General features: G+C 59.8%; 11 protein-coding genes. 4 read left to right on the forward strand and 7 right to left on the reverse strand.

Annotated features, from left to right (window positions below; genetic code table 11):
* The coding region (gene yedE, locus HMPREF9538_RS01680) for a selenium metabolism membrane protein YedE/FdhT (protein WP_009760664.1) at positions 1-1205 on the reverse strand (1205 nt) is incomplete at its 3' end.
* Between the two features lie 103 nt (positions 1206-1308).
* Positions 1309-1662, reverse strand: a complete 354-nt coding sequence (locus HMPREF9538_RS01675; protein WP_002903236.1) for a DUF1304 domain-containing protein — start codon at positions 1660-1662, stop codon at positions 1309-1311.
* A 236-nt stretch (positions 1663-1898) separates the two neighbouring features.
* On the opposite strand from HMPREF9538_RS01675, the gene HMPREF9538_RS01670 reads away from it, so the two are divergent.
* Entirely contained in the window at positions 1899-2378 is a 480-nt protein-coding gene (locus HMPREF9538_RS01670; protein ID WP_004179667.1) for a hypothetical protein, read from the forward strand.
* 69 nt (positions 2379-2447) lie between these two features.
* On the opposite strand, the gene ydfZ is transcribed toward HMPREF9538_RS01670, so the two are convergent.
* Entirely contained in the window at positions 2448-2651 is a 204-nt protein-coding gene (gene ydfZ / locus HMPREF9538_RS01665; RefSeq protein WP_004151566.1) for a putative selenium delivery protein YdfZ, read from the reverse strand.
* Positions 2652-2962: 311 nt separating this feature from the next.
* On the opposite strand from ydfZ, the gene HMPREF9538_RS01660 reads away from it, so the two are divergent.
* Positions 2963-3991, forward strand: coding sequence for a CorA family divalent cation transporter (locus tag HMPREF9538_RS01660; protein ID WP_004179669.1), 1029 nt, complete (start codon positions 2963-2965; stop codon positions 3989-3991).
* Between the two features lie 13 nt (positions 3992-4004).
* On the opposite strand, the gene HMPREF9538_RS01655 is transcribed toward HMPREF9538_RS01660, so the two are convergent.
* Together HMPREF9538_RS01655 and malX are read right to left on the reverse strand one after the other, a co-directional pair.
* Positions 4005-5177 carry a MalY/PatB family protein gene (locus HMPREF9538_RS01655; protein ID WP_009760665.1) on the reverse strand — a complete coding sequence of 391 codons (1173 nt, stop codon included), beginning with the start codon at positions 5175-5177 and terminating at the stop codon, positions 4005-4007.
* Between the two features lie 51 nt (positions 5178-5228).
* The gene (gene malX, locus HMPREF9538_RS01650; RefSeq protein WP_002903245.1) at positions 5229-6821 is read right to left on the reverse strand and encodes a maltose/glucose-specific PTS transporter subunit IIBC; all 1593 of its coding nucleotides are present in this window, start codon (positions 6819-6821) and stop codon (positions 5229-5231) included.
* 172 nt (positions 6822-6993) lie between these two features.
* On the opposite strand from malX, the gene HMPREF9538_RS01645 reads away from it, so the two are divergent.
* Positions 6994-8022 carry a Mal regulon transcriptional regulator MalI gene (locus HMPREF9538_RS01645; protein ID WP_004148253.1) on the forward strand — a complete coding sequence of 343 codons (1029 nt, stop codon included), beginning with the start codon at positions 6994-6996 and terminating at the stop codon, positions 8020-8022.
* Positions 8023-8061: 39 nt separating this feature from the next.
* Here HMPREF9538_RS01645 and HMPREF9538_RS01640 read toward each other — a convergent pair whose 3' ends face one another.
* Together HMPREF9538_RS01640 and manA are read right to left on the reverse strand one after the other, a co-directional pair.
* On the reverse strand, positions 8062-9639 hold the full coding sequence (locus HMPREF9538_RS01640; RefSeq protein ID WP_004210343.1) for a YdgA family protein: 1578 nt from the start codon (positions 9637-9639) through the stop codon (positions 8062-8064).
* 89 nt (positions 9640-9728) lie between these two features.
* The gene (manA, locus tag HMPREF9538_RS01635) at positions 9729-10904 is read right to left on the reverse strand and encodes a mannose-6-phosphate isomerase (protein ID WP_009760666.1); all 1176 of its coding nucleotides are present in this window, start codon (positions 10902-10904) and stop codon (positions 9729-9731) included.
* A 201-nt stretch (positions 10905-11105) separates the two neighbouring features.
* Here manA and fumA point away from each other — a divergent pair, with 201 nt between their 5' ends.
* Positions 11106-12752, forward strand: coding sequence for a class I fumarate hydratase FumA (fumA, locus tag HMPREF9538_RS01630; protein ID WP_002903313.1), 1647 nt, complete (start codon positions 11106-11108; stop codon positions 12750-12752).
* Positions 12753-12768: the final 16 nt, after the last annotated feature.

The following is a 12768-nucleotide window of genomic DNA, read 5'->3' on the forward strand; positions in this document are numbered from 1 at the left end:
CCCCCCCCCACCCCCCCCCGCCCCCCCCCCGGGCGGCGGAAAAAATGTCTCTCCCAGGCGATCACCAGCAGCAGGGCGATCAGCAGCAGTAGATAGGTGGCCAGTAGTCCGCCAAAGGGACCGAAGGCGTTCAGCAGGTTGACTTTCTGCCAGTGGGTGGCGAGGGGGGCGGCGATATCGTCCCAGCACCAGGCGAGCAGCGTTGAGCCGATGACGTTGCCCAGCCCAACCCACCAGTAGTGAACCTGGCCCTCCACCGCCCGGTACATCCAGCCGGTCTCACAGCCGCCGGCCAGCACGATGCCAAAGCCAAATAGTAGCCCGCCAATCGCCGCATTAGGACCGGCCCACATAATTTTCGGCGCCATCCCCAATTGCACATAGCTGAAGATACCGATGGCGCTCGCCGCCATGCCGAAGATAATCGCCTTCGCCATCACCGTCCGGCCGGTGATCCACATATCGCGAAAGGCGGAGGTAAAGCAGATCTGCGCGCGCTCAATAAGCAGGCCAAAGGCAATGCCAAACAGCATCGCCAGGCCGAGCGCCGGGTGGTCTGCGGCGGTGAGCAGGCCCCAGCCGATCATGGCGAAAAAGACCACCATCCCCAGGCGGAAACGGCGGCGCGCCTGCTGCGGTTTTTGGGTTAACGGCGAGGCGGTGGACACTTTTTGCATTTTTACCGGGATGCGAAAAAGGGACAGCAGCGTGAAGCGGGCGCCAAACCAGGAGCCGATGGCGGTGGCGATGGCAAACAGCCAGGCGTGCAGGGAGAACTGCGGAATGCCGGTGAAGAAGGCCGCCAGGTTGCAGCCCATCGCCAGCCGTGCGCCGAACCCGGCGATGATGCCGCCCGCCACGGCCTGCGCAATGCGGATCCGGCTGCGTGGCAGGCGCAGTTTGACGTTATTCCCCCCCAGCGGGGCGGCCAGCCGGCCGCCGAACATGCCGATGATCATCCTGCCATCGATGCGGGTCAGCGGCGACCCTTCGAGATGTATCAGCTGGTAATAGCCCCACTGTTCGCTGTGGACGCCCAGCAGCTGCAGCAGCTGACCACCCCAGCGGGTGAATTCGCCGGTCACCGCCCAGAAGGTGCCGGTGATGCCAAAATAGTAGGTAGAGAGAATGCCCGCGGCAATGACCGCCGGGACAGGAGACCAGAATCGGATAAGCCAGGCCTGTTTGAAGGATTGCCATGTCATAAAAATGCCTCTGAACTCAGAAGGTATTAACGGTCGATGACCGACCAAAGGGGGCAAATAGTACCCGCCTTAGCGCCTGCTTTCTCTGTTTTGGATCAAGGCCCTACGCTTGCGTCAGCACGGCAACCAGCGCCAGCAGCGCGGGCAGCGCCTGAATATAGAGAATTTTGCGGCTGGCGGTCAGCGCGCCGAAAATCCCGGCGGCCAGCACGCAGGCCAGGAAAAAGATAACCACCTGCACCCCCGGCGCCCCCAGCCACAGCCCCCATGCCAGGCCGGCGGCCAGAAAGCCGTTATACAAGCCCTGGTTGGCCGCCAGCACCCGGGTCTGCCGGGCGAAATCGGCGCTGAGGTTAAAGGCCCGGCGCCCGGCGGGGGCTTCCCAGAGAAACATCTCCAGCACCAGGATGGCGAGATGAATAATAGCGACCAGCGCAACGAGGAGAGTGGCTAACACAGCGGTCCTTAACGATTAGGGGAATGTTTCTCCAGTATAACCGCAGGCGCTCACCAGGCTAGAGGGCGACTGCTATAGTGCAGATAGCGTCATATTTTCCCGCCGCGAAGAGCGTCGGTTTATCTGATTGCCCTTTGGTTTAGCTAAGCGGTGCTAGCATGCCGGGTTCTTTTTACGGGTATGGCATAGGTTACTGAATGGTAAATAAATTATGGATTTTGTTATCAGCGCTACTAATGGTTGCCATGCCGTCGGCGCAGGCCGGGGAATTAAACCTCTATTCGATGAATACCGGTTCCTATGTCTATCATATGACGGGTAACCACGGACAATATAACGAACATTTCAATAACAACTTTTTCTCGGTGGAGCGCAAGTTTTCTCAGGATTCAAAATACAGCGTGCTGGTCGGAACGATGAAAAACAGCTTTGACGATCGTTGCCTGACCCTCGGCGTGCGCCGCGACTGGCTGAAAAACGATACCGGCTGGGTACTGAAAGGGGTGTATGCCTATACCGGGGAATTTTTCTTTGATGCCTTCAGCCACTGTGGGGATTCCGGCACCTACCGCACCGCCAAAAAAATCACCGGCATCGGTTTTTCGCCCTACCTCTATCATGGCCTGCAATATAATTTCACCGATTATTTCGGTGTGGAAGGCGGCATTATTGTGCCGGCGATCTTTGTGATGAGTGTTCAGTGGAGCTTTCGCTAGACGCTTTATTTCCCGGGAAAAGAGCAGGCCACCACAGGTGGCCTGATACTAACGACCTGGCGGCAGGAATTAATGGAAGCCGAGACGGATCAGATCCAACGGGCAGAAGCGGCCCTCGCAGCCGTCGATTTCAACGCAGTCCGCCCGGCGCAGCTGCTCAGCGGTTTTCCCCTCGCCATGGATAGCTTTAATCACGCCCGTCGTCCCGTTACCGGCGATCATTACCATGCTGCCGGTAGCAATAGCGTTACGATTACGGTCATAGGTTTTCATGGTCTCCTCCTCAATAAACCTGGGTGAAAGCAATGATTAAGCGCGCAAATTAATACCGCTTTCTGCCTAAAAAAGTTTTGAGGATAATCAAATTTATTTTAATAACCGCCTGAGCATAAAGGCAAGAAGACCTTCTGTTCGCCTCCATCGCATCGCCTGCGCGGCGAGGGGATGAAGCGTGATACTGGCCGTCATATGTCAGCCAGGTTACTGTTTTATGACCAGATTATTAACCTTGCCAGCCCGCGGAAAATAGCGAAAGATGACAATATTCGGGCATCAACGGTGCCAGTGCCTGTCCTGAGGGAGCCATGAGTCAAGACGTCACCGCGAAGATGTTAAAGCCCGATTTTGATAGTGAAGTTTCCGGCCTGGTGCATGGCTATTTGTTTCATGAACAGCGCCCCCCGCAGCCGATCGCCTCTGGCGAGGTCTGCGCCCGCTATCAGGCGCTCGCCGATGACAAGGCGTTTATCTGGTTACACCTGAATCTTAATCATGCCACCGCCGAGAAATGGTTAACCAGCCACTTTCCGGTGGCCGATTTTTTCTTCGAGGAGATCCGCAGCGGCTCGCACACCACCCGCATTGAGCGACAGGGGGAAAATCTGTTCGCTGTGCTTAACGATGTGCTGTTTCGTCCGCAGGATACCAGCGCGGAAACCGCCACGCTGTGGCTCTACTGTAGCCCCAGGCTGGTGGTGACGGCGCGCTTCAAACCGTTGCGGTTTATCGAATGGATGCTGCCGCGCTTGCAGACGCTCAGGGTGAACACGTCTACTGAGCTGCTGGCCTTTCTGCTGGAGGAGCAGGAGGAGGTGCTGGAGCAGGTCGTCCGCCAGGCCAGCCGCCATGTTGACCTTATTGAAGAGCGTCTTCTAAGCAATCACGTGCAGCGCAACCGGGCCGATCTGGCGCGGCTACGGCGGATGCTTTTACGCTTCCAGCGGCTGCTGGCGCCGGAGCCGGCGGCGATGTTCCGGCTGCTTAACCGGCCGCCGGCGTGGATGGATCGCGCGGTGGTGCAGGCGTTTCGTCAGTTCACTGAAGAGTTTAGCGTGGTGCTTAACGATCTGTCGGGCCTGATCGAGCGCATCAGTCTGCTGCAGGAGGAGATTGGCGCCCGCCAGCTGGAGCAGAGCAATCGCACCCTCTATACCCTGACGGTGATCACCGTCCTCGCGCTGCCGATTAACATCGTCGCCGGTTTTTTCGGCATGAACGTCGGTGGGATCCCGCTGGCAAGCAACCACCACGGGTTTATCCTGCTGGTGGTGATTGTCGCTGTCTTTACCCTCGGCGCCGGTTACCTGGCGTTTCGCCGGCGCGATGACCTGTAGATTGCGCGTCGAATCAGCTGAGGCTGCGCAGGGCGGCAATCAGTCCTTCGACACCGCGTTCCAGCTTCTCGCGCGGGCAGCCGACGTTGAGTCGCAGAAAGCCGTTGCCCTCAGGACCATAGGTATAACCCGGCATAATCGCCACCTTCTGTTCGGCGATCAGCGCCTGCTGTAGCGCGCGATCGTCAACGTTGAGCGGGCGCAGGTCGATCCATGCCAGGTAGGTGGCCTCCGGCGGCTGCCAGCCGAGCGCGGGGAAGGCGTTGTTGAGCGTGTCGGCGACATAGCGCATATTCGCCTGCAGGTAGTCGCGCAGGGCATCGAGCCAGGGAGCCCCGTCGCGGTAGGCGGCGATATGGGCGACCAGCGCCGGCACGGAAGGGGAAGAGAGCCCGTCGCGACCCTTTAGCGCCTGCAGGTAGCTGTCGCGCTCGTTCTCTTCGGGGATAAAGCCGTAGGCCCCGGTAAAGGCCGGAATATTGAAGCTCTTCGAACCGGAGGTGAACAACGCCCATGGTCCCTGAGCGACCTCGCTCCACGGGATATGGCGGTGTTCGCCCCAGGTCATGTCCATATGAATTTCGTCGCTAATCACCCTGACGCCATGTTTTTGACACAGGGCCGCCATGGTCTCCAGCTCCTCGCGACGCCAGACTTTCCCCGTTGGGTTGTGCGGGCTGCACAGCAGCAGCAGGGTATTCTTTGGCTCCGCCAGCGCCGCCTCCAGGCGGTCCATATCGCAGCGCCACCGATTATCCTTCAGGATCAATGGCACCGGGGCAATCCGCCGCCGGTTAGCGGTGATGGTGTTATAGAACGCATCGTAGGCAGGGGTGTGGACCACGACGCCGTCGCCTTCTTTCGACCACTGGCGGATGGTTTCCGCCACCATGTAGATAACCGACGGTCCGTAGACCACAGATTGCGGATCGATGTCGCTGTTAAAGCGGCTGGCGTACCAGTGGACAATCGCCCCGAGAAACGCCTCGTTGCGCCAGCGGCTGTAGCCGAACCCCCCGTGGGCCAGCCGCTGGCTGACGGCGTCGAGAATACAGGGCGCGGTGGCGAAATCCATATCGGAAATAGTGAACGGCAGCAGATCGGCGGCGCCAAACCGGTCGGCGACATAGTCCCATTGCGTGCACCAGGTGCCGTGGCGATCGATAGGGGTGGCAAAATCAAACATTGGAGCTTCCTTAGCGAGCGCCCCCTCCGTAGCGGAGGGGGACTAGTGGGATCAGGCCTGCACGGTATTCATCAGCGTGGCCATCTCATCTTTTACCGACTGTACCTGCGGGCCAATAACCACCTGCAGATTATGCTGGTTGAGCTGTACCACCCCGATGGCGCGATGGGCTTTCAGCGCGGCGGCGTCCACTTTGCTCATATCGTGCACCGACAGGCGCAGACGGGTAATGCAGTTATCCAGCGAAACAATGTTCTCTGCGCCGCCGAGCGCCGCCAGAATCGCCGGTACGTTATACCCGGATTTGCCGATGGTACCGGCGACGGCTTTCTCCACGCTGGCGGCAGTGTCGATGTCGCGGCCCGGCGTTTTCAGATTGAAGCGGGTGATGGCGAAGCGGAAGATGGCATAGTAGACCGCGAACCAGATAGCCGCCACCACCGGCACCAGATACCACTTGGTGGCCAGGCCATGCAGAATGCCAAACACCACGAAGTCGATGATATTGCCGTCGGTGTTGCCGATGGTTACCCCGAGCACCGCCATGATGGTAAAGCCGAGACCGGTCAGCAGCGCGTGGATGACATACAGGACCGGCGCGACAAACAAGAACAAGAACTCCAGCGGCTCGGTGGTGCCGCCGACCACGCAGGCGATGACCCCGGAGATCAGCAGGCCTTTAATTTTATGTCGGTTTTCCGGACGGGCGCAGTGGTACATCGCCAGCGCGGCTCCCGGCAGGCCGCCGAGGAATGCCGGCATTTTACCCTGCGACAGGAAACGGGTGGCGCTTTCGGCGAAGCCGTGGGTCGTCGGGCAGCTCAGCTGCGCCTGGAAGATGGTCAGCGCGCCGCTGACGCTGTGGCCGCAGACGTCGAGGGTGCCGCCGGCTTCGGTAAAGCGGATCAGCGCCACCAGAATATGGTGCAGGCCAAACGGCAGCAGCAGTCGCTCGCCGGTGCCGAAGATCATCGGCCCAAAATCCCCGGCGCTGTTGATCATCTTCCCGAGGGCGTTGATCCCCATAGCGAAGACTGGCCACACCAGCGGGATCGCCAGCCCAACCAGCCCCAGCACCACGGTGGTGACGATCGGCACGAAGCGGGTGCCGCCGAAGAAGGCCAGGGCGTCCGGCAGGCGAATGTTATGGAAGCGTTCATGCAGCAGCCAGACGATAATCCCGGCGATCACCGCCCCGAGGATCCCGGTATCGATTGACGGAATGCCGATAATGTTCTGGATATTGTTGGCCTTCAGGATCGCGGCGTCGGTGGTGGGCAGAATACCCTTCGCGGTCAGCCAGAAGTTGACCGCCAGGTTCATGACCGCGTAGCCAACGAAGCCGGCGAAGGCGGCGACGCCTTTGTTCTCTCGCGCCAGACCCAGCGGGATGGCGATACAAAACATGACCGGCAGGAAGCTGAAGGCAAAGGAGCCGACCTTGCTCATCCAGATAAAGATGGCCTGCAGCAGCGGCATATCCAGCCACGGCAGCAGAGTCAAAACATCGTGACTGCTTAGCGAGCTGCCGATCCCCAGCATGATCCCGCAAAACGAGAGCAACGCTACGGGCAGCATGAAGGTTTTTCCCAGCTGCTGGAAAAATTCCCATAAGGTGATTTTTGGTGCTGTTTTCGCCGTCATAGCACGGTTCCTGATTCATAAGTGGTCGGGAGAACTAACGCCACGGCAAGATAAAACGTTTTATCACTTTTTAGTGCGATAAAAATCACATATTCAAGCGATAATAAGGTTTATAAAGATCGCACAATGATAAAACGATTTATCGACAGGCAAGGGAGTCAGCCAGCAGGTTATGGCTATCGCAAAAAAGATCACCATCAATGATGTGGCGCTGGCTGCCGGCGTCTCCGTGAGTACCGTTTCACTGGTACTGAGCGGCAAAGGGCGCATCTCCAGCGCCACCGGCGAGCGGGTTAATCAGGCTATCGAACAGCTGGGATTTGTGCGCAACCGTCAGGCGGCCTCGCTGCGCGGTGGGCAGAGCGGGGTGATTGGCCTTATCGTCAGCGACCTGTCAAAACCGTTTTATGCTGAATTAACCGCCGGCCTCACCGATGCCCTGGAGAGGCAGGGGAAAATGGTATTTCTCACCCAGGGAGGCCGCAGCGGCGAGAAGATGGCCCAGCGGTTTGATACGCTGGCGGCGCAGGGGGTGGACGGGGTGATTATCGCTGGGGCGATCGACCGCGGGAGCGAGCTGCGCGAGCGTGCGGCGGAGGCGGGGGTGCCGCTGGTGTTTGCTTCCCGCGCCAGCTATCTTGACGATGTCGACCTGATCCGCCCGGACAACATGCAGGCGGCGCAGCTGGTGACGGAGCATCTTATCCGCCGCGGCCATCAGCGGATCGCCTGGCTCGGCGGGCAGAGTGCTTCGCTGACGCGCGCCGAGCGGGTCGGCGGCTATTGCGCCACCTTGCTGAAATACGGCCTGCCGTTTCACAGCGAATGGGTGCTGGAGTGCGAGTCCAGCCAGAAGCAGGCGGCGGAGGCGATGACCGGCCTGCTGCGCCAGAATCCGACCATTACCGCGGTGCTGTGCTACAACAACGTGGTAGCCACCGGCGCGTGGTTCGGTCTGTTACGGGCTGGAAGACAGAGCGGGGAAGATGGCGTCGAGAGCTACTTTGAGCAGCGGGTGGCGCTGGCGGCGTTTGCCGACGTGCCGGAGGCCGCCCTCGACGACCTGCCCCTCACCTGGGTGACCACCCCGGCGCGGGAGATGGGGAAAAGCCTGGCGGATTCGATGCTGCGGCGGCTGGAAGAGGGGACTGGCGAGACGCGAAACCAGATTATGCCCCCGCGGCTGGTGACGCGAAAATGAGGGAGACGGCGCGCGCTGGCCGTCTCCTGTACCGATAAGTTACGGCTGCGGGGCGGCGTCGTCCTGCTGAGGAGCGGCGTCATCCTGCTGCGGCTGGCCTTCCTGCTGCGGCTGGCCTTCCTGCGGCGCGCTGTCCGGCAGCGAAGGCGCTTCCAGACCAAACATCGCGGCAAAGTCTTGCAGCGGCATTTTCTGTCCGTTCAGCGTCACCTGGCCGTTCGCGTACTGCAGACTGCTGCTGATGGCGTTATCTTCCATGGTGGTAATGCGGAACATCTGGCCCATCGCCGCCAGGCCTTTGACCTGCTGATCGGCGAGTTTGGCGGCATCGGCCGGCTGATAGCCTTCCAGACCGGCGATCTTAGTCATAAACTCCGTCGCCATATCCACCGGGATCACCACTTTGCCGTCCAGGGACTGCACCACGCGATCCAGGCTGTCCGCCAGGGTCTGCGGCGGAGCGGTCACCTGGGCCGGATCCTTCAGTAGAACCGAGAGGTTGAGGGTGCTTTCGCCTTTGGCATTGCGCCAGCTCAGCGGAGAGATGGTCACCGACGGGTTGCCTTTGAGCAGGATCGGCAGCGCATTGAACAGCGTTTCGGTGAGGGCCTGCTGATACAGCTCCGGATTCTGCGCCAGCTCCGGTTTCGCCAGCAGCGCCTGAGACTGCGCGCTGTACTGCTGACTGAACTGGTGCCACGCCTGACCGTCGACGTTATCCACTTTCAGCGTGAGTTTGCCGCTGCCCATATCCTGCCCCTGCAGCTTGAGGCTGTTGACGGTGTAGTTCACCTGGCTGTTCACGCCTTTGCCGTCCTGGGTCAGCGTCGAGCCGCCGTCCAGCGCCATGCCGTCGATCAGCGCCAGCTCTTTGCCTTCGACGCTGATGGCCAGTTTATCGAGGGTCATTTTTTGCTGGCCGATACGTTCGTTGAAGCTGGCCAGCTCGGTGGCGCCGTCGGTGGTCAGGTTGACGAAGCGCAGCTGTACCTTCTGATTATATTCGTTGAGCGCATCGATCTGCCCGCTGCCGGCCTGGCCCTTCAGGCTGATGTTTTTGCCGTCGCGGTCGGCGTCGAGCTGGAACTGACCGCCGCTGAAGGTGACTTTCTCATCGCCTTTAGCGTAGTCGAGGGCGTTAAGGACGATAGCCGACTGGCTGTCGCCGCTGTAGGCAATGCGCGTATCGACGGTAAAGGGGGTGTCGCCTTTGGCTATCTCGAACAGCGCCTGGCTGGCGTCGTTTTTCACCAGCGTGGTGTGGACGGAAGCCATTGCCGGCGCCAGATTAAAGGCTTTTAACGAGGCCAGCGGGAAGGGGCCATGATCGACCACTTCGTCAAGCACCACGCTCTGCCCGGCGGCCAGCCAGCCGTTAGCCTGACCGGCGATCGGCTTCACCACCAGCTGCAGATGGCTGCTGAACAGCCCGCGCTGGTAGTCCTGATAGCTCAGCTCCAGACCTGACTCCGGCGCGCTGCTGCGCAGCTGGGCGTTTGCCTGCTGCACCATATCGGCGATCCGGCCTTCCAGCTGTTTACCAGTGAACCAGGCGCCGCCTGTCCATACCACGCCCAGCGCCACGATGACTCCTGCTGCGACCAGCGATTTTTTCATAGCATTTATCCATAAATGAAGCCAGGCGGAGAGACCGCCTGGCTGAGTTATCACCAACAGTAAGCGCGACCTTAAGGGTCAGTCGCTTACTAGAGCTTATTGAAAACGCGCGCCACGCGGCCGCGGCCGCTGACCTGCACCGGCGATTCACTGGCGGCCACGAAGGCCGACTCGCCCGGCTTGAGGGTCAGGCTCTGGTCGCCTTTGCGCAGTACGGCTTCGCCGTCGACGCAGAACACGATCGCCGCGCTTGCCTGGGCCAGATCGCTGGCCTCGGCGGAGAGGTCATGCAGGGAGAAGGCAAAATCTTCCACCGGGATCGGGAAGTCGAGTTCCGCGCCGTGACGCTGCGGCTGGGTCAACAGCTCACCCGCCGGTTTAGCCTCGAACTTGACGTTAGCAACCAGCTCAGGAATATCAATGTATTTCGGCGTCAGGCCGGCGCGCAGTACGTTATCCGAGTTGGCCATCACCTCCAGCGCCACCCCCTGCAGATAGGCGTGCGGCGTTTCAGCAAACAGGAACATCGCTTCGCCTGGGTTCAGCTTCACCACGTTCAGCAGCAGCGGGGAGAAGAGGCCGCTGTCGTCCGGATAGAATTCCGCGATCAGGCGGATAGTCTGCCACGGTTCGCCTTGTTCACGGGCCAGTACGTCGCGCAGCACCTGCAGCGCCTTGGCCTTTTCCTCACCCTGCATATTTAGCAGGCTGGCAAACAGCTGGCTCAGGTGAGTCGCGTCCGGCTGCTGCAGGAAGGCGCCGATTGCCGGATGCGCGCTAGCCACCGGCTGCAGCAGGGTGACAATCTCGCTGAACTCGCGAAATGCATTCATCGCCAGGAACGGCGTCAGGGCAAAAACCAGCTCCGGTTTGTGGTTCGGATCTTTGTAGTTACGCTCGGCGGCGGAGAGCGGGATACCGGCGGCGTTCTCGCGGGCGAAACCTTCTTCCGAGGCCCGCTTGTTGGGATGCACCTGAATTGAGAGCGGCTGAGCGGCGCACAGTACCTTAAACAGGAACGGCAGTTCACCAAAGCGGGCGGCAACCTTGTCGCCGAGCAGAGCGGCTTTATCCGCGTCAATCACCTCGCGCAGCGAACGCGGCTGGCCGTCGGCCGCCAGGATCTGCGAACTGCTCTTCGGATGCGCCCCCATCCACAGCTCTGCCATCGGCAGATTGTCCGGGTTGGCGATGCCATAGAGTTCGGTTAAGGCGGTGTGGCTTCCCCATGCATAGTTCTGCACGGCGTTAATCAGCTTTTGCATTCTCAATCCCTGTTTCAAACAAAGTAAATTTTATCGCCCTATTAAACCAGCAAACGGTGGAGAAGCAACTGCTGAAAGAAAAAGTCGTCCTTGTCTCAGTTTTTGTTAAAAAATTGTGTAAGATTGTTCGACTCGCTTTTCTACAGGCACATGGAGTCCCTGCCTGAAACATAATCAGCCAAAGCAGTAAGTGAGAGTACAATGTCGAATAAACCGTTTGTTTACCAGGATCCTTTTCCGCTCAAAAAGGATGACACCGAGTATTATCTCCTCAGCAGTGATTACGTCTCCGTCGCCGAATTCGCCGGCCAGGAAGTGCTAAAAGTTGACCCTCAGGCGCTGACCCTTCTGGCGCAGCATGCTTTCCACGACGCCTCCTTTATGCTTCGCCCTGCGCATCAGCAGCAGGTGGCGGATATCCTTAACGATCCGGAAGCCAGCGAAAACGATAAATACGTCGCGCTGCAGTTCCTGCGCAACTCGGATATCGCCGCCAAAGGTATTCTGCCCACTTGCCAGGACACCGGCACCGCGATCATCATGGGTAAAAAAGGCCAGCGCGTGTGGACCGGCGGCGGCGATGAAGCCGCCCTGGCGCAGGGGGTGTATAACACCTATATCCAGGACAACCTGCGCTACTCGCAGAACGCGCCGCTGGATATGTATAAAGAGGTTAACACTGGCACCAACCTGCCGGCGCAGATCGATCTCTATGCTACCGATGGCGATGAGTACAAATTCCTCTGCATCGCCAAGGGCGGCGGCTCGGCGAACAAAACCTATCTGTACCAGGAAACCAAAGCGCTGATCACCCCGGCGAAGCTGAAAAATTACCTCGTCGAGAAGATGCGCACCCTCGGTACTGCCGCCTGTCCACCGTACCATATCGCCTTCGTGATCGGCGGTACCTCGGCGGAAGCGACGCTGAAGACCGTGAAGCTGGCGTCCACCAAATACTACGATGGCCTGCCGACCGAAGGTAACGAGCACGGCCAGGCGTTCCGCGACGTGCAACTGGAGCAGGAGCTGCTGCTGGAGGCGCAGAACCTTGGTCTCGGCGCGCAGTTCGGCGGCAAATACTTTGCCCACGATATCCGCGTGATCCGTCTGCCGCGTCACGGCGCTTCCTGCCCGGTAGGGATGGGGGTTTCCTGTTCCGCCGACCGCAACATCAAAGCCAAGATTAACCGCGACGGCATCTGGATCGAGAAGCTGGAGAGCAACCCGGGGAAATATATCCCTGAGCATCTGCGCCAGGCCGGGGAAGGCGAAGCGGTGAAGGTAAATCTTAACCAGCCGATGAGCGAGATCCTGGCGCAGCTGTCGCAGTATCCGGTGTCCACCCGCCTGTCGCTGAGCGGGACTATCATCGTCGCCCGCGATATCGCCCACGCTAAGCTGAAGGAGCTTATCGACAACGGCGAGGCGCTGCCGCAGTACGTCAAAGATCACCCGATCTACTACGCAGGTCCGGCCAAGACGCCGGACGGTTACGCCTCCGGCTCTCTGGGGCCGACCACCGCAGGCCGCATGGACTCTTACGTTGATTTGCTGCAGTCCCATGGGGCGAGCAAGATCATGCTGGCGAAAGGCAACCGCAGCCAGCAGGTCACCGACGCCTGCCACAAACACGGCGGCTTCTACCTCGGCAGCATCGGCGGCCCGGCGGCAGTGCTGGCCCAGCAGAGCATCAAGAGCCTCGAGTGCGTGGCCTATCCGGAGCTGGGTATGGAGGCTATCTGGAAAATTGAAGTGGAGGATTTCCCGGCCTTTATCCTCGTTGATGATAAAGGCAATGACTTCTTCCAGCAGATCCAGACCTCGCAGTGCGCTCGCTGCGTGAAGTAACCCACCCCCCCCCCCC

The organism is Klebsiella sp. MS 92-3 (assembly GCF_000195655.1).
Classification (GTDB): domain Bacteria; phylum Pseudomonadota; class Gammaproteobacteria; order Enterobacterales; family Enterobacteriaceae; genus Klebsiella; species Klebsiella pneumoniae.

Bases quoted from the DNA above. Each gene is read 5' to 3' on its own strand.
- HMPREF9538_RS01670 (WP_004179667.1), top strand. From the start codon at position 1,899: ATGGTTGCCATGCCGTCGGCGCAGGCCGGGGAATTAAACCTCTATTCG.
- ydfZ (WP_004151566.1), bottom strand. From the start codon at position 2,651: ATGAAAACCTATGACCGTAATCGTAACGCTATTGCTACCGGCAGCATG.
- HMPREF9538_RS01660 (WP_004179669.1), top strand. From the start codon at position 2,963: ATGAGTCAAGACGTCACCGCGAAGATGTTAAAGCCCGATTTTGATAGT.
- HMPREF9538_RS01655 (WP_009760665.1), bottom strand. From the start codon at position 5,177: ATGTTTGATTTTGCCACCCCTATCGATCGCCACGGCACCTGGTGCACG.
- malX (WP_002903245.1), bottom strand. From the start codon at position 6,821: ATGACGGCGAAAACAGCACCAAAAATCACCTTATGGGAATTTTTCCAG.
- HMPREF9538_RS01645 (WP_004148253.1), top strand. From the start codon at position 6,994: ATGGCTATCGCAAAAAAGATCACCATCAATGATGTGGCGCTGGCTGCC.
- HMPREF9538_RS01640 (WP_004210343.1), bottom strand. From the start codon at position 9,639: ATGAAAAAATCGCTGGTCGCAGCAGGAGTCATCGTGGCGCTGGGCGTG.
- manA (WP_009760666.1), bottom strand. From the start codon at position 10,904: ATGCAAAAGCTGATTAACGCCGTGCAGAACTATGCATGGGGAAGCCAC.
- fumA (WP_002903313.1), top strand. From the start codon at position 11,106: ATGTCGAATAAACCGTTTGTTTACCAGGATCCTTTTCCGCTCAAAAAG.